This is a genomic window from Pseudoalteromonas sp. PS1M3, from assembly GCF_016865405.1.
GTDB classification, from domain to species: domain Bacteria; phylum Pseudomonadota; class Gammaproteobacteria; order Enterobacterales; family Alteromonadaceae; genus Pseudoalteromonas; species Pseudoalteromonas marina.
In genome coordinates, this window is sequence record NZ_AP022624.1 from 2,619,195 (window position 1) to 2,641,561 (window position 22,367).

General features: G+C 38.5%; 15 protein-coding genes and 1 pseudogene. 14 read left to right on the forward strand and 2 right to left on the reverse strand.

All coding sequences use genetic code 11. The annotated features are described in order from the left end of the window. The first annotated feature begins 119 nt into the window (after nucleotides 1-119). The 14 genes and pseudogenes from PS1M3_RS12205 to pelG all read left to right on the forward strand — a co-directional run bounded on the left by PS1M3_RS12205 (nucleotide 120) and on the right by pelG (nucleotide 19,913). Nucleotides 120-911, forward strand: coding sequence for a crotonase/enoyl-CoA hydratase family protein (locus PS1M3_RS12205; protein WP_008132782.1), 792 nt, complete (start codon nucleotides 120-122; stop codon nucleotides 909-911). A gap of 88 nt (nucleotides 912-999) precedes the next feature. After that, entirely contained in the window at nucleotides 1,000-1,353 is a 354-nt protein-coding gene (locus PS1M3_RS12210; protein WP_010555858.1) for a CidA/LrgA family protein, read from the forward strand. Then, nucleotides 1,346-2,065: an LrgB family protein gene (locus PS1M3_RS12215; protein ID WP_008132785.1), complete on the forward strand. Its 720-nt coding sequence runs from the start codon at nucleotides 1,346-1,348 to the stop codon at nucleotides 2,063-2,065. Before PS1M3_RS12210 ends, PS1M3_RS12215 begins: the two co-directional genes overlap by 8 nt. Nucleotides 2,066-2,102: 37 nt before the next feature. Beyond that, nucleotides 2,103-2,933, forward strand: a complete 831-nt coding sequence (locus PS1M3_RS12220; protein WP_008132787.1) for a mechanosensitive ion channel family protein — start codon at nucleotides 2,103-2,105, stop codon at nucleotides 2,931-2,933. Nucleotides 2,934-3,090: 157 nt separating this feature from the next. Continuing rightward, a complete protein-coding gene (locus PS1M3_RS12225) occupies nucleotides 3,091-6,342 on the forward strand; it encodes a winged helix-turn-helix domain-containing protein (protein ID WP_203984515.1) in 3,252 nt (1,083 codons plus the stop codon). Between the two features lie 20 nt (nucleotides 6,343-6,362). Then, on the forward strand, nucleotides 6,363-6,743 hold the full coding sequence (locus PS1M3_RS12230; RefSeq protein WP_203984517.1) for a DP-EP family protein: 381 nt from the start codon (nucleotides 6,363-6,365) through the stop codon (nucleotides 6,741-6,743). 185 nt (nucleotides 6,744-6,928) lie between these two features. After that, nucleotides 6,929-7,918, forward strand: coding sequence for a sensor domain-containing diguanylate cyclase (locus tag PS1M3_RS12235; RefSeq protein WP_008132794.1), 990 nt, complete (start codon nucleotides 6,929-6,931; stop codon nucleotides 7,916-7,918). A 337-nt stretch (nucleotides 7,919-8,255) separates the two neighbouring features. Next, nucleotides 8,256-10,966 (forward strand): annotated as a pseudogene (locus PS1M3_RS12240) (endo alpha-1,4 polygalactosaminidase). Then, a complete protein-coding gene (locus tag PS1M3_RS12245) occupies nucleotides 10,966-14,247 on the forward strand; it encodes a lipopolysaccharide assembly protein LapB (protein ID WP_138740266.1) in 3,282 nt (1,093 codons plus the stop codon). The pseudogene PS1M3_RS12240 and the gene PS1M3_RS12245 overlap by 1 nt, the downstream one beginning before the upstream one ends. A 14-nt stretch (nucleotides 14,248-14,261) precedes the next feature. Continuing rightward, on the forward strand, nucleotides 14,262-14,777 hold the full coding sequence (locus PS1M3_RS12250) for a hypothetical protein (protein ID WP_008132805.1): 516 nt from the start codon (nucleotides 14,262-14,264) through the stop codon (nucleotides 14,775-14,777). Beyond that, a complete protein-coding gene (locus PS1M3_RS12255) occupies nucleotides 14,774-16,075 on the forward strand; it encodes a PelD GGDEF domain-containing protein (protein WP_006794124.1) in 1,302 nt (433 codons plus the stop codon). Before PS1M3_RS12250 ends, PS1M3_RS12255 begins: the two co-directional genes overlap by 4 nt. Further along, complete coding sequence (locus PS1M3_RS12260; RefSeq protein ID WP_203984519.1) at nucleotides 16,068-17,051, forward strand: lipopolysaccharide assembly protein LapB; 984 nt, start codon at nucleotides 16,068-16,070, stop codon at nucleotides 17,049-17,051. Before PS1M3_RS12255 ends, PS1M3_RS12260 begins: the two co-directional genes overlap by 8 nt. Next, complete coding sequence (gene pelF / locus PS1M3_RS12265) at nucleotides 17,044-18,561, forward strand: GT4 family glycosyltransferase PelF (RefSeq protein ID WP_138740265.1); 1,518 nt, start codon at nucleotides 17,044-17,046, stop codon at nucleotides 18,559-18,561. Before PS1M3_RS12260 ends, pelF begins: the two co-directional genes overlap by 8 nt. Further along, entirely contained in the window at nucleotides 18,549-19,913 is a 1,365-nt protein-coding gene (pelG, locus tag PS1M3_RS12270; RefSeq protein WP_058428493.1) for an exopolysaccharide Pel transporter PelG, read from the forward strand. Before pelF ends, pelG begins: the two co-directional genes overlap by 13 nt. A gap of 58 nt (nucleotides 19,914-19,971) precedes the next feature. Here pelG and PS1M3_RS12275 read toward each other — a convergent pair whose 3' ends face one another. Together PS1M3_RS12275 and PS1M3_RS12280 are read right to left on the reverse strand one after the other, a co-directional pair. After that, entirely contained in the window at nucleotides 19,972-20,970 is a 999-nt protein-coding gene (locus PS1M3_RS12275; RefSeq protein WP_138740264.1) for a D-Ala-D-Ala carboxypeptidase family metallohydrolase, read from the reverse strand. An 11-nt stretch (nucleotides 20,971-20,981) separates the two neighbouring features. Next, nucleotides 20,982-22,307 carry a murein L,D-transpeptidase gene (locus PS1M3_RS12280; protein WP_239104452.1) on the reverse strand — a complete coding sequence of 442 codons (1,326 nt, stop codon included), beginning with the start codon at nucleotides 22,305-22,307 and terminating at the stop codon, nucleotides 20,982-20,984. Nucleotides 22,308-22,367: the final 60 nt, after the last annotated feature.

The following is a 22,367-nucleotide window of genomic DNA, read 5'->3' on the forward strand; positions in this document are numbered from 1 at the left end:
AAAACCAAGTCATTCAGACTGCTCATTTACAAATAAATTCAATCTATTTTAAAAACTACATCACTTTACTTCACCTTTCTAACCGCATAAGCTCAAGCAACAGGTCAGAGGAGTTAATAATGATAAAACTAGAAAAGCAAGACGGTATTGCAACGGTTACCTTGAGTCGAGCTGATAAACAAAACGCATTAAACTTTGCCATGTTTATGTCGTTAAATAACACGATTAAAAATATAAAAAAGGATCGTACTATTCGTGCGGTAGTTATAAAGGGGGATGGCGATCATTTTTGTTCAGGGCTTGATATTGCCGCAGTTATGGCCTCACCTTTAAATATCATAAAATTACTGTTTAAGTGGTTACCCGGCAACCAAAACTTAGCGCAAAAAGTAGTACTGGGCTGGCAGTCGTTAAGCGTACCTGTTATTGCACAGATTAATGGCAACTGCTTAGGAGGAGGGTTACAAATAGCGTTAGGAGCAGATTACAGAATTGTACACAATGACGCCAAGCTAGCCATAATGGAAGCTCGCTGGGGGCTTTGCCCTGACATGGGGGCAAATGTAATGATGGGCGGACTTGTTAAACGCGACCAAGCACTTTTACTTGCAAGCCATGCAAACCCTATAACTGCAGAGCAAGCAAACGAGCTTGGACTGGTCACACAACTAACAAACAACACCGAACTTGCAACCCAAACACTGCTGAGTACATTGCTTGAACGCTCACCCGATACCCTAGCTGCCATTAAACGTATTACTCAATTAAGCTACAAGTCACGGCAACGAAAAATACTCGCAAAAGAAACCTGGAGTCAAATTCGTTTACTAACAAACCCAAATACAAAAAAAGCCATTGCAAAAGCAAAAGGTAAATCCGATATAAAATACAACAACGCCAAACGGTGGTAATGCATTAATATCGGTAATACTAAGGCACAATGTACACACTGTTTTTGATTGTTAAACTAAATGCACCCTATTAAATTGAGTAATAATGATGAAATACCTATTAAGTAGCGCAATCATTTTGCTTTGTTTAGCCTGCGCTAAACTTATTATGTATTATACAGGAGGCAGCTTTCCTGCACCTTTACTCGCTATGGTTATTTTATTGGTGTTGCTGCTAGCAGGCATAGTAAAAGAGCAACACCTAAAGCCTTGTGCCTCTCCAATTTTAAATGTTATGCCTATTTTTTTTATTCCCGCTGGCGTTGGCTTTATTGAACACCTAAACCTTATAAAATCTAATTGGCCTTTTTTAATGTCTGTTATTTTTATTGTGCCAGCAAGTACATTATTACTAGTTAGCTCAGTGATGGTTTTTTTCAAAAGCAGAAAAAACAATGACTGAATTAAAGCCTGACATTTGGTGGTTGTGTGTACCTATAATTATTGCTTTGTTTTTACTGCTTAGGGCGTTTAACGTACGCATGAAAAGCAGTGCTTTAAAGTCAATTACAAACCCTGTTTTTTTAAGTATTGCCGTTATTGCTTTGTTATTGATTAACTTAAACCTGCCTTACTCCAAGTTTGCTTATCATAGCCAGCTACTAAGCTGGCTTTTAGAGCCCGCCATTGTCGCATTAGCGCTACCTTTGTATCAGCAGTTTATTCACGTACGTAAAAATCTATTACTCATACTAGGTACTTGCAGTTTAGGTATTGTAAATGCAACTTTTGTGGCTTTTTTATTAAGTGTATTTTTTAAGGTTCCTTCTAAGTTAAGTGCCTCTGTGGCGGCACTTAGCGTCACTACGCCTATTTCGTTAATTGTTACAGATTCGTTGGGGGGGATCAGCTCTTTGGCCGCCGCTATAGTTATTTTTATTGGCTTATTAGGGGCATTATTTGGTTTCATGCTGTTTAAATTAGTAAAAATAGGCAGTCATGAATCCCAAGGGGTTGCTATGGGGACGGCCTGCCACGCTATTGGGACAGCAGCGGCTCTTGCTGAACACCCTAAAATAGGTGCATTTTCATCGGTCGCTATGGCGCTCAGTGCATTGCTAACGGCCATAATAGTCCCACTCCTCTATCCTTTTTTAGTAAACAGTTTGCTATAGTTTACAAAAATTTAATTACACGAGTTAAGAGCCCATAATGATCAGTTCTGAAATCGAACAGTTTGAAAAGTATTACAATATGCTCACTGAGTATTTAGTTACCTACAGCATGCAAATTGTAGGGGCTGTTTTTATATTGTTGATTGGCCTTTGGATAGCACAAAAACTATCTAAAATAGTCGCCAATTTAATGACTCGCCATAATGTGGATATTACGCTTACAAACTTTGTTAGTAGTGTTGTAAAAGTACTGCTTATTGTTATGGTTATTATTATAGCGCTTGGCAAGATAGGGATAAGTGTTACTCCCTTTGTGGCGGCAATAGGTGCAGCTTCTTTGGGTGCAGGTCTAGCACTACAGGGCATGCTGTCTAATTATGGTGCTGGCCTTGCCATTATCGCTACACGCCCTTTTGTAGTTGGCGATACCATTGAAGTTAAAAATGTAAGCGGTCAAGTTAAAACAATAGAGCTTGGCTACACCATTTTAATAGATGAAGAAAAAGTAGAAATCACCATTCCTAACAAACATATAATGGGCGAAATAATTCATAACTCATTTAGTTACTCGTTAGTTAAGGGTGAAATAGATATTGCCTATAGCGCATGTGCTGATACCGCAATTAATCTTATTGAAGAGGTACTCAACGCACACGAGTTAGTTGCTCAAAACCCGCACTCGCAAATAGGCATTGAGCGCTTTGCCGATAGCGGTGTTACCCTTAGCTACCGATACTGGGTACCCACCACGAAAATTATAGAAACAAAGTTAGCTATAAACGGTGGAGTGTACAAAGCCATTAACGACGCCAATATCGAAATTCCTTTCCCGCAACGTGTTGTTACCATAAATAAAAACGACCTATAACTGTAAATACAACGCTGGTCTAGCCAAGGGCTGGCGTTAAAATAACTCAACACCACTGACTAAAAGCCATACTGGTTTGCCATTTTTTCTGTACTATCAAGTTACAGCTTAACAAGCCGATACATATTTAGATCAGCAAAAACAACAATGAGTCACTATGAACCTCAGCCCATTTTATTTAGGCGATTGGCAGGTAAGCCCCCTATCAAACAGCATTCAACATGCTGGTAAAAACAAGCAGCTAGAACCAAAAGCCATGGATGTTTTGATCTATTTATGCTCAAAAAAAGGGGAGCTTGTTAGCAGTGACGAACTACTTAACCACTGTTGGAAAAATATTGAAGTAGGTGATAATCCGTTACATAAAACAATCACACAGTTACGTAAAGCTCTTGGCGATAAAGCAAGTGCACCCCAATACATAGAAACAATAAGAAAACGTGGCTACCGTATTATTGCAAAGTTAGACTTTCCTTTAAGTGAAGAAGCCCCCAAAGTAACAAGCTGGCAAGGCGGCTCTCCCTTTTTAGGATTAAGCGCTTATAATACAACCGATAATCACCTGTTTTTTGGCCGAAATCAGGCTATTACCACTTTATTGGAAAGAGTGGCTAGCCAAGTGAATTTTGGTCGCGCTTTTTGCTTAATTTTAGGTCCAAGTGGTACCGGTAAATCATCCTTAGTGAACGCAGGCATTTTACCTAAACTGCTTGATGAGCGCGGCTACAACGGGATTGGTGTTGTTTCGTATACTCAACTAGATTTTGCAGATATTGACCACAGCCGGCTTTATTTAGACTTAGCGTCTGCCATGCTTGATTGGGATATAAATAACCTGCCTGTCTTTGATGGTTTAAGCGCCGAAGCACTCGCCCAGCAATTAACGCAAAACACTAATAACGTTATTCATACTTTAACAAATGCCCTAACTAAAACAGTACCAACGCTTAACAAACCGCAATTATTTTTGTTCATAGATCGTTTAGAGGTCCTACTTTCATCACCTTTATTTGATGATGAAACACGTAGCCAATTTTTATCAGTTATTGAGCGCTTAGCAACGTCTAAAGCGGTGATTGTATTTAGTGCGTGCAGAAACGATTTTTATCCTTTAGTGGTTGAGCAACCAAGCCTAATGGCTGGCAAAGCTAATGGCGCGCATTACGACTTAACACCACCAAACAGGCACGAACTACAACAAATTATTCGCTTGCCAGCAATAACCGCTAATTTAACGTTTTCACATGACCCACAAACCCAAACACCACTGAATGAAATACTCTGCGCCGATACCGCCAACAATCCCGATGCACTACCCATGCTGCAATACACACTGCAAGAGCTGTATTTACAGCGCAGTGATAATAATGAGTTGTTACACAGTGTGTATAAAAAACTTGGCGGTATTGAGGGCGCCATAGGCAAAAAAGCAGAAGATGTATTTATAGGCCTTAGCAACAAACAACAACTGCAACTAAAAAGCGTGTTATCGCAATTAGTAACGCTAAACCCTGACGGTAAAACCGTCACTAGCCGCGCAGCCCGCTGGCAAGCATTAACAAACATCAGCCAAAAAGAGCTTGTACAAGCCATGGTCGACAGCCGCTTATTTGTATCGCACTTACAAAATGGCGAAGCCTGTTTTAGCCTTGCGCACGAAGCCTTATTACGCCAGTGGCCACGAGCAAAGCAGTGGATAAGCGATCACAAAGATGCATTAGCAATAAAAAGCCGCTTACAACACCAAGCACAAAATTGGATAGATGAAGATAAAAGTAGTGCTTACCTCCTTGCATCAGGTAAACCGCTACAAGAAGCGCAGCTATTACTTAATGATAAGCTATTTAAATTAGACGATGACGAACACGCCCTTATAGCCAGCTCTCTTAAGCATAGTAAAACAAAAACCACCCTGAAACGTGGCACGGTCGCTTTGCTTTGTTTACTTACCTGCGTAGCCCTGTTTATGAGTTTTACCAGCTATCAAGCACAGCAACTTGCACAGCAAAAACGCCAAGAAGCCGAAAGCTTACTCGGGTTTATGGTCGGCGACTTTGCGGATAAATTACGTAGCGTTGAACGTATGGACTTACTTGATGGTATTAGTAATAAAGCACTTGAGTATTTTACTGATCAAACTGACGATTCAAGTTCACTTTTTAGCTTTAGCAATAATAAAGCACAATTTAACAACCGTTTTCAGTACGCACAAACCCTTGAGGCCATGGGGGAAGTGGCCTATTCGCGCGGAAAAACCATTGAGGCCTTCACCGCCTTTGAAAACGCCCGCATTCGCCTTGAGGCATTATTAAAAATTCAGCCAAACAACTTAGAGCTACTCACGCTTGCAGGCGCCAATGCCTTTTGGCTTGGTCAATTAGCTTATGATCAAAATGATCATCAAGCTACTGAGCAAATGTTTAAAAGATACCACGATTACAGTAAAAAAATGTATGCGCTGGCAGCCAATGATTTTAACTCCATTATGGAATTATCGTATTCATCTAATTCTTTAGGTTCTTTATACATAGAAAAATCTAACTACAGCGCTGCAAAAAAGAACTTTGCAGAGTCACTTTTACTTAAGAATAAAGCGCTTGAACTGAAACCTAATAACAAAGACTTACTTCGAGATAAATCCGATACAATTAGTTGGCTTGCAAAAACAGAAGAGAGGCTAAGTAACTTTAATGAAGCAGTTAATATATTAGAAGCTGCAGTTAAAGTAATCACAAAATTGATTGCTAACTACCCTAGTGATGCAAGCCTTTTTTACACATCAGCAAACCTATATATGCAACAAAGTTATTTACTGAGCTATTTGAGTGATAAACGGATGGCACATAAAAAAGCCAGCTTGGCTAATCAAGTTATCAATGAAGCTTTAGTACAAGATCCAAAAAACAATAAATTTCAGCTTATGTATTATCGCTCTTTAGCACTTTCACTAATGCTATCTACTGATGAAGCTACTGACTCAACAATTGAAAAAATAATTAATTTTTTAAAATCTCAAAATTTTAAAAATACCAGCACTATTAATACACAAATTACACTGATTCAATATTTTATAAATAGACAATCATCACTCAAAGCGCAGAAGTTATTAACTGAGCTTGAGAATAATGAAAACTACAAACATCAATTATCCAACCTAACTAAAACTGGTGATTACTTAGTATATACAAGAATAAACTTAATCAAAGCAAACTTAGCTACAACTAATAAACAGCGAGAGCAATTTTGCTTAAGCGCTATCAAAGCTATTTCTGAAGCTGCAAAAATAAGTCAGAGCGTAAAAATAACATACCCACTAGTACAAGCTTATACCTGTTTAAACAGGGAAGACGAGATATCAGAAATAAAAACAAGCCTAGTTAAATTAGGCATTACGAACTTCCAACTATAATTACTCATAAAGGAAATAATATGAATAACACCCTAGAAAATGTCGAATTTCAAGTAAATATTAAACTTAACAATAGTGAAGCTATTTTTAGCTATACAAAAAATGGCGAACCCGCTACTGGCGGTGGTGTTGTAAGAACTGAAACCGCTGGCAACTATAATTTAGACGACGCCACAATTCAAAATGGTTTCGTATTTACTGGCGCTACTATCACCGATATCGACACACAAAAACCATGCGCCCAAGACTTCAGCTATAAAGTAAGTGACAACGGCCACACAATTATCATTACCGACACAGATGAAAATAATGGCTCTGTATGCTTAATTTTTAACGTTGAATGTAATGGCAATAAATATGAAAGCGCTGATCCACAAGTTAAGAATGAAAAAGAACTCTAATTAGTAATACTTATTCTTAAATTGCACAGGCATATTAATTGCGGTGCAACTTATTTAAAAACGCCCATTAAATAAATATAAATAACAAGAACTTAAACCAGAAGGTTACCGAAAGGTTTAAAAACCATAAATTGAATACACTGCTAGACATCAAGTTTCATTAACAATAAAAATGAGCAACTGCCATGTCTAACAATAATCAACACAGCAAACTAAATAACGAAAATATCGCTGTATCAACATTAGTAAACAGCCTTTCTGAGCGTGTTAACAATGAAAAAATAAGCGCGATTATTAATGTCACTAACGTGATGGCCGATGCTATATTTATTGTGAATGCACACGGTGTTTTTGAATCGGTAAACCCGGTAGCTGCACGATTTTTTAATGTTCCTTCAGATATATTAATTGGTAAAAAGTGGCAGCATTTTTTACAAGAGCAATACCGTGACGATTACGAATACATGTTTGAAAGTTGGAAAAACAATTATCAAACGCCGCTAAATCATGGCCCCAAAGAAGTAAAAATAATTAAAGCTAATGGTAACTTTTTAGATGTAGAACTTTCGGTTTCATGCATTCCACCAGCAACAACTAATAATACTCCTTTATTTATTTGCATCATGCATGACATTTCTAAACACATAAAAAAGTATAAAGTACTCGAAACACTTTCAAAGCTCGATCACCTAACGGGTATTGCAAATCGTGGAACGTTAGAAAAAACAATCCACAAAGATTGGCAAACATGTCTAATGAACAAGCAACCATTAAGTTTTATATTGATTGATATTGATTATTTTAAATTATTTAACGATAACTTTGGGCATGTAAAAGGTGACAAATGCTTGCAAAAAGTAGCAAAAACAATTGAAGAATGCCTGCCGTCAAAAGACAGCTTAGTTGCCCGATATGGTGGAGAAGAGTTTGCCGTGGTATTACCGCGATCTCATATTTCAAACGCTGAGATGATAGCCAAGCGTATTCAAGATAGAATTTTAAATTTAAACTTTAGAGAAATAGGCCTACCTGACAACGTTAAAATTAGTGTTAGCCAAGGCTTAGCGTGTGAATACAATAACCAATATAGAACATCTGAAGCATTAATGTGTGCCGCCGACAGCGCTTTGTACAAAGCTAAATCGCAAGGAAGAAACATGATTTGTATTAGGTAATGATTAATATTTAAAACAATAAACTTTTTAAAGGCCATTTTATAAGCGAAATGGCTTTTAAATTTATCCAGAACTGACAATAAAAACTTACATTTCTTTACAAATCTCGTTTAAAATCCAAGCCTTTATTAAAGGTTTTATTTATTTAAATTCATAACCTTGCAATAATAAGACTACCTAAATAATAAGTTAAGTTAGTATAAATTTAAAACAACATGATAGACCTTTTATTTTTGTTAACATATAATAATACTTAATAATTAATACAAAATAACTAGAACAGCCTCGGAACGCCTTCCTTTGAGCAATAGTTTAAAATTAATATAGCGAATCATAAATGAAATATATTTTATGGCTTTTGCTTTTAGTATCAGCGCAGTTACTAGCAAAGCCCGTTAATAACAGCATCGCTTTTTACTATTCAGCCCCAATGCCTTTAGCTGAAATGACTTTTTACTCACGCGTTGTTGTGCAACCTGAGTTAGTGACTGAGCATGAATTAAATTGGTTTAAAGAACGTAACATTGCTGTATATGCTTATTTGAGCATTGGCGAATCATATAATAAAAGTGACTATTCACTTACTACAAACCCAAATTGGAATAGCTACATTTCCGATTTAACTTCACCGAAATGGCAACAAAAATTAAACAGTTCGGCTGTTATATTAAAAGAACGTGGCTTTAGTGGGTTGTTTTTAGACACCCTTGATAGTTATCAATTATTAGATAACGAACGTTACGATAAATTAGCGCAGCAAGCTGGATTAGTTTCAATAATAAAAGATCTTTCTTTAGTATTTAAAAAGCAATTAGTGCTCAATCGTGGCTTTGAATTACTGCCAAGCCTACAAAACCTTGCAACCGACTTAGTTGCTGAGGGATTATTTAGCCACTTTAATCCACTTGATAATAGCTACAAGTTAACCTCTAAGAACGATCAAGCATGGTTAACAACTCAACTTAAAAAAGCGCAAAGCTTAGGTTTTAATGTTCAAGTTATTGACTATGCAAAACCTGACAAACGCCTTGTAATGGCTGAAAAAATTATCGCTTCTGGGTTTAGTGCTTGGGTGACCGATGGGCATTTACAAACCTGGGGAACATCAACTATTAGCCCTGTGCCTAGGCGCGTACTTATTCCGTACAATAGTGACTTAAAACCCCTTATTTACTCTACAGTTCATTTAAAGCTAGCCACTCTTATTGAGTATTTAGGTTATATTCCTGACTACATTGATATAGCAAAACGAGAGTTGCCATTAGTTGATCCAAGTTTACATGCTGGAATTGTTTCATGGACAAACATGGGGGGCTTTTACTCCCCAAGTGTAATAAATTGGCTCGAAGCTAGCCTAGGTACAGTGCCTCAGTTAGTGGTAGGTGAGCTACCACAATCAGCTAAATTATTAGCCGCATTAGGCGTGGAAACACTTAACAGCTCCCCTCCAGGGCCTTATAAACTTAATTATTTAGCACCATGGTTAAAAGGTGAGTCAAGCTCTTCGCCTGCCATTACCAAACCTTATTTATTAAAATTAGCGCCAGAAGCCACCACTCTTATTGATATAAAAGCGGCTGATGGCAGCACCGTTGTACAAAGTGCCAAAACCAAATATGGCGCAGTTATTGTTGCCCCATGGCTGATTGATACGCTCCCAATGGAAGGTAGTAATTGGGTTATTGACCCAATTACACTGCTTACTAAAGCCATGGGGTTACCCGCTATATTAGCACCCGATACAACAACCGAAAGTGGCAGACGTATGCTTACTATGCATATAGATGGGGATGGCTTTACCAGCATTGCACACTTTGACGGCAGCCCGTATGCAGCAGAGGTCATTCGCGATGACATTATTAAACCTTATAAACTTCCCATCACATCTTCTATTATTCAGGCTGATATAGAGCCTGGAGGAATTCATGCTAAGCACAGTAAAAAACTAGAAAAAATTGCGCGCAGTATTTTTGAACTTCCCTATGTAGAGGTCGCTTCGCATACTTATAGTCACCCTTACTTTTGGACCGCGCTTTCTGGCCGAAAAGAAATCGACAAAGAAGATACAGATTATGGGTTTCACCTAGATGTACCTGGCTATGACACAATTAGCTTAGAAAAAGAAATTACCGGCACCATTAACTATATTAATGAAAGGCTTGTACCTAAAGGAAAAAAAACAGTGCTTATGTTGTGGTCGGGCGATGCTACACCTGGGCCAGACGCATTAAAAATAGCACGCAATGCTGGCGTACTAAACGTAAATGGTGGTAATACAGACGTAAATGGTGATAACCCAAGCCTTTCCCATATATCGCCAATTGCCCGCCCTGAGGGTGATTTACTGTATCAAATTTATGCACCAATACTGAACGAAAACGTATACACTAATTTGTGGCATGGCCCTTTTTATGGGTTTAAGCGCCTAACAGAGACCTTTGAAATAACCGAAAAGCCATACAGGTTAAAGCCCTATACTATTTACTATCACTTTTACTCTGGCGAAGTTCCTGCGGGGCTTGACGCTTTAAAGCATAATATTGACTATGTATTACAAAGGCCCAACACCCCTGTGTACTTAAGTCACTATGCAAAAATTGCGAAAGATTTTTACTTTTCGGCCTTAGCTAAAAATAGTAAAGGAGACTGGTTGTTTAGCTCAAAAAACATTCGCACCCTTCGTATACCAAGCGACTTTGATATTGCAAATATATCTCAAAGCGATGGGGTATTAGGGGTAACGCAGCAAGGTGACTACGTACATACTATAGAGGGTATTTCACGTATTAGTTTTGACCACAGCCAAAAAGATAATGCCCCCTATTTAGCCTCTGCCAATGTAGTAATAGATACATGGCAAGTAAATGGCTCGGTTAGTTTTAAAGCGTGGATACCTGCAACACTTGATTTGGTGAATGCTCATTCATGCCAATTTATATCTCACATGGGAAAAGTTATAAAGGTATCACTCGCGGAAAATTAACCCACTTTAAACTACCTGCTGGTGAGTTTTTGGGTTATTTAAACTGCACAGGGGTTGCTAAGTAATGAATACCAAAAAGCGCCCTCATTTAGTTTCTATAAAAACAATTTTAACAATACTCGCTGTTAGCTGTTTTTCATTATATGCGCTATTTCCACATACCCTCTTCTTTGAAGACGATGCACTTTCGCAAGACTACACATTTGAAAAGTCATACTTGCATGCTGCACTTAATACTGACCCTAACAATGAAAAGCTGCGCGCTAAATTGGCTGAACTTCATATAGCATTGAGTGAATATTCAAACGCAACTAATGAGCTTGAAAAACTGCCAAAAAGTAAGCGTAAAACAGAACTTGAAATAAAGTTACTTTACTCATTATGGCTTGCAAGTGGTGCCAATGTAGATGACCGATTTGAAGAACTTTCATTAAAGGTTAGTGCCTATAAACCATGGAACGAAGACATTCTTAGTATAGCTAAAGCACTCGGTTTGAATGTTAAGCTTGCACAATATTATGAAACACACAAAAAGCCGTTAATTGCCGCTGATTATTGGCTAACCGCAGGCCAACCTGCAAAAGCGTTGCCGCTTTACAAAAATAACATGAGCGAAACAATAGCCGAAAAAGCCATTGAAACTGCACTGGGTGCAAACGAAGCGTTGCAAGCATATGCGTGGTGGAAGCAATATGGAGATCAATCAAATATAAAGCGCACACTTTATCTCGCTGACTTAGCAGGCAATAAAGAAGATGCAATTATTGCAGCTACAAAACTGCTGCAAAAAGAGCCTTGCAATATTAAGTATTTAACACAGGCAATGCAGCTTCACTTAGCAAATGGCGATGCTAACGGCGCTGAATTATTGCTTTCAAAACTACTAAAACAAAAACCTAACGATAAAGATCTTCATTTACTAAATTGGAAAGTAAAGCGCTGGCTCAATAAGCCAAGAGCTGCGCTCAAAGAATTTAAATGGTTAATGATAAATAAAGCCGTTACCGCATCAATGCTTACAGACAGTATTAACGATGCAACGGCATTATATTTGTACCAAGACGCTAACGACATTTACGCTTACAAAGCTAAAAATAGGCAACTAAAAGGCAATGGCTTTTCTAAATGGATGCAAACCAACGAGTTTATTGGTGACGCCAAACAAGAGCTCAAGCATATAGAGCGTTTTGAAAGCATAAACGGTAAAAGCGTATTATCACAATATTGGAAAGCAAAAGTATTACATGACACAGGTAACTTAAGCGGTTTACGTAATTTGTGGCCTATTTATCAGGGCCCCAAAAACGAAGAAGATTTAATGTGGCTAGCCCGTGCGTTTTGGTTAAATAACGACTTTAACACGGCACTAACCATTTTAAAGCAAAAGCAGCAAAGCAGTGACGACGAGTTTTGGAGTGCTCGCGTTGACATGGCGCTCAGGGTAAATGATAAAAAAGAACAGCTTTATGCCCTTGAACAACTTAAATCACTGGGTAAATTAGGCGAAAGCGATTTATTGCAGTACCAGCAAATACGCTTTGAAGGCAACCCCAAAGCGTTACTTGCGCATTTATGGCAGCAACCTTCGCTGAGCGAAAGTCAGCTAATTGACATTGCTAATTTAAGTACGCAAATAAACGATTCAAACGCCGTTGAACGAATCTATAACGAACTGAACAAGCAACGCTACAACAAGGCGCTATACCCTGCTTGGTTAACGCTTGCTAGCTGGTATCAAAATCAGAGCGATTTAAATTCAGCGTATACAACGCTCAACCGCGCCGCAAAACTGAGCGAATACAATCCTGACGTAGTACTTGTGCAAGGTTGGTTAGCACTGCAGATGCACGACAGCATCATGATTAAACGTATTTTAAATAACTATGCTGACAACAACCCAACGTATGCGTGGGGCCAACTTTTAGCGAGTTTATCTATTTATGAAAAGTCATATAACAGTGCTTATTTTTACTTACGTAAACTAGCGATAGCTGAGCCTAGTGACTTAACAACATTAGTAAACTTAGCCGATGTAATGAAGCAACTCGGCTATTATGCCAACGCCACAGAGCTTAATCATTATCTTCTTCAGCATTTACCTAAAGATAAATATGCATATCGAGGACTTATGTTTAGATGGGCTGGCGCTATGGCTATGCCACATTTAATGCAGCTAAACACACTCGATGAGTTAGCCCCTGAAACCATAGGCACAGCACAAGCAAACTGGTGGTTATCACGCCGTGCTGCTCAAAAACTTGAGCCTTGGCAAGCACTTCAGCTATACATGACTCAAGGTGAGTTTAGTAAAATCAAACAATTAGTTGATACAAATACACTGGGAAAAAACGATCAGTTAAGTGCGCTTTTATACTTAAACCAACCTTATGCAACTATGCAACGTTGGTATGAAGAGCTAATTAACGAGCCAAGTGAAGCCCAGCTAGGCTTTTTAAGAAACGCGCGCACAGCTTACTTTCGCGCACTTGAAGTAAACCTATCACCGCAAGCAGGGCTTAATAGTACGCAATACGACATAAATGTGTATTTTCCTTATGCAAAAGGCCAGTGGAAACTGAGCCTTAGCGATCAGCAAAACCTTGGCAATAACGGACTGCTATTCGCAATAGAAAACACTATGACGTTTGGCCGGTGGGCTTTTAATACAAAAGTTGATACGCATCAGGGCAGTATTATTAGCCGACAAGGCGTAATTTTAGACTCTCGTTATCAGTGGGATGCGCGCACTCAAGTTGGCGTAAACTTACAATACAACGCCGAAAACCGCCAATCTGAAGTGTTACTAAGCTATGCGCAACTTAATAAAGCCACGGCTTATATAAATTATAATATTGATAACAGGCAAAGCGTGCAGCTATCAGCAGCTGCAATGTCGTTCACGCGTAGAGATAACGACAGCACACTCGTTAATGGACAGGAATATAACGCACGCTACCAATACAGTATTTTAAAAGATCGCCCTATTTGGAACGCCTACTTTAGTGCGCAATGGCAAGACTTTGACCCAGTAAATACTGCTATTAATACAAATAGAAGACCCAGACGCATAGTTATTGAACCTTTTAGGCGCTTTGCCCTAGGTACTTCGTTTGCCTCAACAGGCTCATTAACGCCCCCATACTTGGGTGCCAGTCCGTCTTGGTTATTTGACATAAGTACAGGCTACCAAACACTGAACGATACAATTGATGTGTCTGTTTCCAGTGGTGCTGGATGGTCAGTACTTGGTGATGATTTATTTAAATTACAGCTCGGTTACCAAAGTAGTAATAAGGTCGGTAACTCAGATACACAGTTACAATTAGGATATTACATACATTTTTAATGTTAGGAGAGAATATGTTTCGCTTAGTTATACTTAGTTTGGTTTTGCTCTTGTCGGCGTGTACTACAAGTCGAATTGCTGATGATATCGAAATTAGCCCAGCAACTACCGTGGCTTTATTACCGCTTGTTAATCATGCACAAACACCACTGGCAGGTGAACGCGCTGAAGATATTTTAGCAAGTATTTGGCAACAAAATAAGCTACCTAAGTTACTTCGTGCACCAAGAAATAGCAGTAAAGACCTGCCACCTTTAGACGATCAATACCGTTTAAACAACGCAATGCAATGGCTCAATACTCAACAAGCTGACTATGTACTTAGTGGCAGCATTGAAGAATGGCGTTACAAAGCAGGTCTTGATGGAGAGCCTGTGGTTGCACTTACTTTATTGCTTACAAAAAACGGTGAAACAACGCCAATTTGGACCGGCACCATTGCAAAAAGCGGTTGGGGACGCGATAGCATTGCAGCAACTGCGCAAGATGTAATTGCCGATTTAGTGTCATATATTGAGGTTAGTGAGTGAAAACACATTTCTTACGCCCAAGAGACGTTCCTGAGCTACAGATATGGGCTGAGGTATGTTTTTTTACCGCTTTAGCTTTAGGGCTGCCTGTTCTATTTAATGCTGAGGACCCCTATTGGACGCAAGGAGGGTTTTCTTGGCCAGTATTAGGGCCGTTGCTTGTTGCTCTACGCTATGGCTTTTCAAAAGGTTTTATTAGTATTTTAACCTTACTAGTAGGGCAATTATTGCTAATACAAAGCAATATATTAGACCCTAAAAGTGAGTTTAATATTAACGCCATGATTGGCTACATTATTGTAGTTATGGTGGCAGGTGAATTTAGAGATGTATGGGAGCGAACTAATCAACAGCAAAGCATTCAACTAGCCTATGTATCAGACCGACTTGAAAAATTTACGCGCCAATATCATTTAATTAGCTCATCACATGACCGAATCGAACAAATGCTTGCTGGACATACACTTAGTTTACGTGAGTCATTACAAGCCGTACGAGAATCAATTGGTAAATTAAAAGAAAGACGCTTAGACAGTGCCGCTGAGGTTATTTTAAATCTATTTATAGAATATGGCTCGATAGAAAAAGCAGGCTTATATAAAGTTGAAAACGATAAAATACAAGAGCCTGCACTAGCTAGTGTAGGAAAAATGAGTGAGCCATCTAATTCAGACCCATTAATAGCTGCCATGTTTGACGAAAAAGAACTGGTGTCACTTAAAAATCCAAAAGCCTCATCGGGTGATAGCAAGTATCATATTGCTATTCCATTGATTGATGTGAACGACACAATTTATGGGGCTATTTTAGTTGAAAAAGTGAAGTTTTTTGCTCTCAAAGAAAACACCCTTACTTTACTTGCCGTTATGGCCGGACACATTGGTGATTTATTGCGTCACGAAATCACTAATCCAATAATGACCCGTGAAGAGTCGCCATACTTTAAGCGCCAAGTTAAACACGCAAACAAAGAAGCAAAGCGTTATAAAATTCCTTCACACTTTTTAAAGGTGAACGCGCTAAGTATTAATGATGAATCTCGACGGCTGATGGAGTATTTAACCGAGGCTCGCCGAGGGTTAGACATTTATTTATACGATAATGAAAAACAAGTTCTGTTAATACTGATGCCGCTTGCCGATGAGCTTGAAAAAGATGGTTTTGTAATGCGAATGAATAGCTGGTGTAAAGAACGTACCGGTAAAACATTACAAGAACTCGATATTATTATTGAGCAAGAAGTGGCGTTTCCAGTCAATAAGGATGAATTATCTAAACTGGTAGCCCTACATGATTAAAGTTGTGATAGCCGCCTTAATTGCATGTTTATGCGAGTATTTTGCACTGCAAGAAATTCTTAGTACACCAAACTGGTTTGGTGTAATTTTACTGCATGCCATTGCAAGCATACTTTTTACCTTTGTAAGCTACGTTTTAATTCCTAAAAAATATAAAACAACGCTTATAAATGGCGCGCTATTATTATTCTTGTTACTGTTTAGCTTACCTGTATTTGGTATTTTAGGTGTCGTGATGGCGCTTACATTTGCGCTATGTAAGCCACTTAAAAATGATGATACCGAAATAATAGAGCATGAAATTCCAGAACTCCCCTTTGAAGTCCCTGATATTTCGGCGAACCCTACTTATTCAATTGGTGGCGTAAAAGCCATTTTAAAATACGCAAGCGAACCTAACAAACGCTTAACTGCAGTAATGGCTGCTCGTCACATGCGCGACAGCCAAGCAATCCCAATATTAAAACTTGCCCTTAAAGATTTAGAAGACGATATACGCCTACTAGCTTACTCAACACTTGATGCCAAAGAAACAAAATTAAACGAAAAAATTAGTGTTTATCAGCAACAAATAGCTAACACCACAAAGCAGCCTGAGCTGAGTAACTTACAACAACAATTAGCACACGTATATTGGGAGCTTAGTTATTTAGGGCTTGCACAAGGCGCTCTAAAAACATATGTATTAGAAAAAGCTGAAGCACTCAGTTTACAAAGTATTGAGTACGCACAAAAACCAGCCAGTTATGTATTTTTAGGGCGTGTTTATCTAGCGCTGGGTCATTACGAACGTGCGCTTGATTTTCTTGTACAAGCAACTGAATTAGGTATGGCGCGTCGCCATGTTTTACCCTACAAAGCCGAAGTTGCCTTTTGCATGAATAAGTATGATGACTGTAAACGCTACTTAAAAGAGTTACCTGAACAACCTAAAGGGAGCGAACTTCGCCAATTACAGGAGTATTGGAATGCCTAAACCCAATGCCGATATATTATTATTATTAGAAGGTACTTATCCTTATGTTCGTGGGGGGGTATCAAGTTGGGTTCATCAAATTATTGAAGGGCTACCTCATTATAACTTTGAGCTTATTTTTTTAGGCGGTGCTTCTGAGCACTATGGCGATATTAAGTACACACTTCCAAAAAATGTTACAAAATTGCATGTTCATTATCTAGTAGAGCAAAATAATACTGATATAAAAGCAAAGCATGGCGTTAAATATAAAAAAGAGTTGTTTGAGTTTTGGCAGCAACTGCAACGTTATTTTAGAGACTCAAAAGAGCCTATTCCCACCGAGTTACTTGAATTTGCATTTGAACAACTTGGGCAAAAAAACGGTATAAACGAAGCTGACTTTTTATATAGCGAGTCATCTTGGCAGGTATTGGCTGACTACTATTTAACATTTTGCGACGAATCATCTTTTATTGATTTCTTTTGGTCGTACCGTAATTTGTATAAGCCTTTGTTTAAAATTGCAGATATTGCCCGCCAATTACCGAATGTTAAACTTATACACTCTATTTCTACAGGCTATGCTGGTTTTTTAGGTGCAGGTGCAAGCGTAATTAATAACACGCCTTACTTATTAACAGAGCACGGTATTTATACGAAAGAGCGAAAAATAGACTTAATTCAAGCCGATTGGATAAAAGAGTCTGAAGCTATTTTAGGTAAAAACTTAAATACCGAAATGGGCTTTATTCGCCGAATGTGGATCACTTTTTTCGAGCAAATTGGCCGCACGAGTTACCACCAAGCCGATAGAATAATTTCACTATACGAAGGTAATAGGCAGCGCCAAATTAAAGATGGAGCCTGTGAGAAGCGCTCTTTAGTCGTACCAAACGGCATTAAAACCGCTCACTACGCTAAAGCACTGGCTGCACGTTCTAAAACTATTCCATTAACAGTAGGCTTAATTGGGCGTGTAGTACCAATTAAAGACATTAAAACCTTTATTCGTGCCATTAAAGAAGTGCAATCAAGCATGCCCGCAATAGAGGGATGGATCATAGGTCCTTTTGAAGAAGACCCAAAGTACTACAAAGAGTGCCAGTTACTGGTGGGCAGCCTTGAGTTACAGAACAGCGTGAAGTTTTTGGGTATGCAAAATATAGCTGAAATACTCCCTAAGTTAGGCCTTGTTGCATTAACATCTATTTCTGAAGCCCAACCCTTAGTGTTACTAGAAGCAATGGCAGCAGGCGTACCTGTTTTAGCCAGTGATGTTGGCTCGTGTCGAGAAATTATTGAAGGTGCCACAGAACAAGACAAGGCTTTAGGTAAAGCAGGTGAAGTTGTTTCTATTGCATCGCCAAGCGATACAGCCGTACAAATTACAAACATACTTAATAACGAAGATAAATGGCATGAGTATCAATCAAGCGGCTTAAAACGTGTAAAATCATTTTATGACGAAAGCCACATGTTTGCCCGATACGACAAGCTTTATAAGGATACAATGTCATGGCCGGAATAGGTTTTGAGATACGGAAAATTCTCAAAAAAAATACCCTCCTCTCTGTTTTTGAAGCCTATAGCTACGCTGGTCTTATCGGTTCAGGCCCTTGGTTATTGTCAATCATCGCACTAATGCTTATTGGTATTTTAAGCCTTGGAATAGTATTACCTAAGCTGTTAATTATTCAGTTTCTAACCCTGATAACTTACATGATGGCGGCCTCGTTAATATTAACTGGCGGCTTACAGCTTATGCTAACGCGCTTTGTGGCAGATTTATTTTTTACAAAAGACGACGACTCAGTACTCCCCAATTTACTTGGTGCGCAACTTATTACAACGATTGGTGCATTACTGGTTGGATTTGCTGTTTGGCCATTTTTACCTTTACCCGTTGTGACCAAAATTATTATTTTAGGTGGCTTTGTTAGCCTTTGTAATCAATGGCTTGGCGCTATATTTTTATCGGGTATGAAAGAGTATCGGCTTATTTTAATCACTATGCTCAGCGGGTACGCGTTTATGGTGCTACTTGCATTATTACTACGTGACTGGCAATTAGATGGACTCTTTTTTGCTTTTTTTGCAGGTGAGGCGCTGTTATTTTTTAGTTTTTTATTCATGATTATTCGTCGCTACCCAGGTAATAAACTAATAAGCTTCGACTTTATGAGTCGAAAAAAAGTCTATTACATGCTGTTCTTTTGCGGGCTATTTTACAATATTGGCGTTTGGGCAGATAAAATTTTGTTTTGGTTTTCACCAAGTACATCCATACATATTATAGGCCCCCTTAGAGCTAGCCCAATTTACGATCTCCCCATATTTTTGGCCTATTTATCAATTATCCCCGGCATGGCGGTATTTTTAGTAAGAATGGAAACTGACTTTGTAGAACAATATGACCGGTTTTATTCTGCGATAAGGGGCGGCTCCTCGCTCGAAGAAATTTACTTTTTAAAAGACAACATGATCACAACAGCTCGAGGTGGCTTGTACGACATATTTAAAATTCAAGGCATTACTGTTGCGTGTTTACTATTGTGGGGCGAGCAAATTCTTACCTACATTGGGATTGATCCTAACTATAAAACATTACTTTTTATTGATGTAGTAGGCGTAGGCGTGCAGGTAATATTTTTATCTATTCTCAATATATTGTTCTATCTTGATAAACGCTTTACTGTGTTAATCCTTTCGGGCCTATTTTTAGCATTAAACATTGTGCTTACGTATTTATCTATTGCACTTGGGCCACAATTTTATGGCTACGGATTTGCCCTTTCTACAATAATTACTTCTGTAGTTGGCTTGTTTTGGTTATCTAGGCAGTTTGAAGACCTAGAATACGAAACATTTATGTTGCAATAAAAACACTTACACCTAATAAAAAGTAGCCAATATATTTATTGTTTATTAGGTGTAAACTTTATTTACTTACCCAGCGGGCTTTAAAACCGCGCGTATCCACATGTATAAATGCCCCTCGGTGCGGTTTAGGGCCATAAACGCCCAACCCACCTAATAAGCCTTTAAATGATTCGCGTTTGGCTAACGACTCGACAATATTTGCCATCACTTTTGCGTCTTCAATAGTGTATTTTGCATCTTTATTAATATCATCCATACGGTAATTTCCATCGTTATCGATAAAAATATCTGCTGCGTCTCCAAACACATGACGGCTCAGTTTCACATTCCCAATGGCTTTATTGTAATAAGGTGTTCGGTAACCACTCATCACCACCATGTTACTAACTGGAATGCCTTCTAAAATTAGTTCCTTACGAATCATTTCTAACTTTAGCAGCAGTTTATTTTGCAAAAAAAGATACTTGGGATGATTACTTTTTTGCTTACTCACAAATTCTTTTAAAGAAAAGTGAGGCGATAATTTGGTACCTTCATTCTCTGGGGTCACTTCAACAAACCCGTCAGGAACAATATAGTGCTTTGAATCTTTAATTTGCGATTGCTTTGGGTAATGCCCTATTTGATAATATTTTAGCTTTCCGCCCTCTACTTTATCGGCAGGTACTTTTACAAACACGTTAATTTTCATGCGCTGTTTTTTATTTGGCGATTCAATTATTACCGATGTTAAGCCGGGAGTATCCGGTGCCTGCCATTGCCAACGGTTAGTATCAGTTAGCATGAACTTTTCATCGCTAATTAATGTGTAAGCATCGGGTGATTGCGCATATAGCACTTCAAATTCAAACTGCTCATTGGGCATTACAAACACCGAAAAAAGTGAGTATGGCATGACAATATCGTTAATTTTTAAACTAAATTCTGCGTCCTCAAAAGCAGGCCTGTTTTGTATATCAACAACCTGATGAGCCGTTTTAGCAGGCTGAGAAGCAAATAAATGCGTACTAAGCAGAGTAGTCAGCATACTGATTAATAAAATACCGATTAATTTCATATTACCTCTCATTATTTACTTTCTAATAATGCTGCAATAACCGACTGGTTATCATTTTTTAGGAGTGCTTTTTGATCGCGTTTGTAAATATCATCTCTAAAATTAACGAGCTTGTTTTCATCCACCCACGCAGTCCAATAAACTAAATGAATGGGTAATGGCTCGTCCAAATAAAATGTTTGTGTGCTGTTTTCATTTCGTGCATCGTTAACTTGTGCCAATGCATGCTCTTCACCTTGGTGTTTAATTATTTCTTGAGCAAGTGAAAAAGGGTCTTCAATTCTTATGCAGCCATGCGATAACGCACGTCTTGTTTGGCTAAAGCGCTGCTTTGCAGGTGTATCATGTACATATATAGCCTCAGGGTTAGGGAACAAATATTTTACTTCACCAAGGGGATTTTTTTCACCCGCACGTTTCACTAAAAAATGGTCAAACTGATAAGGCTTAATTGAATTCCAATCAATATTATTTGGGTTAACTGTTTGTGAGTCTATGTAGCTGTTTTTTCTGATTTCAATATTGTTTTTAACAAGGTAATCAGGGTCTTCTGCTACTTTAGGCGCTATTTCCCTAGTAGCAATTGAGATAGGTATGCGCCACTCAGGGTTAACAACAAATTTTTCTATTTCATCACTAAATGCCGGTGTTTCCCAGCTAGGTTTACCTACAATCACGTTGTTTTGAAGTTTTACATCACCTACTTTCACATAGCGCAACTGATACTCAGGAATATTTACATACACGTACTGTTCATCGCTCGAACCGGCAAAGTTGGTAATGCGATAAAAGTTTAACTTTAACTTATTGAGTTTTTGCTCAGCTGGAATATTAAGTTTAGCAAACGTGTTTTTGCCAACTCGACCGTCAACCTTTAAGCCATGGCGATGTTGAAACTGCTTTACAGCGCGCTCAATATGTTTATCAAAAATGCACGGCGCTTTAGTGCATACGTTAGTGAGTAAATCTTGTTCTTGAAATAAACGCATAGCGAGTAAACTCACCGCTTTACTGTTACTACCTAGTTCAAGCAACTCGCTGGCGGGTAAAGAAATAAACCCACCGCGATTCACTATTTCTTGGTACCAATTAATCGCTTTTTCCGTACGCTTTATTAATTGGGCTGAGTATTGATCAAAGTAATAGCTATCTTTAGTTTGCGTGTAGCGCTGCGAGCTGTAAGTGGTCAGTGATGAGCTGGCAAGTAAAACACCATCAAGATCATCACTCGCGAATATAGGTGAAGTAAACATGCTTGCTAAGCTCACAAACAAAGCCCCCTTCAAAGTGGCTTTGTTTGTTTTGGTAAAACCTTTTTTTGTAAATAGTCCCTTCACGGTGCGCCCCTCGCTAAATAGTGTTGATAAATGCATATGTACTTGCCGTTTAATTATCAA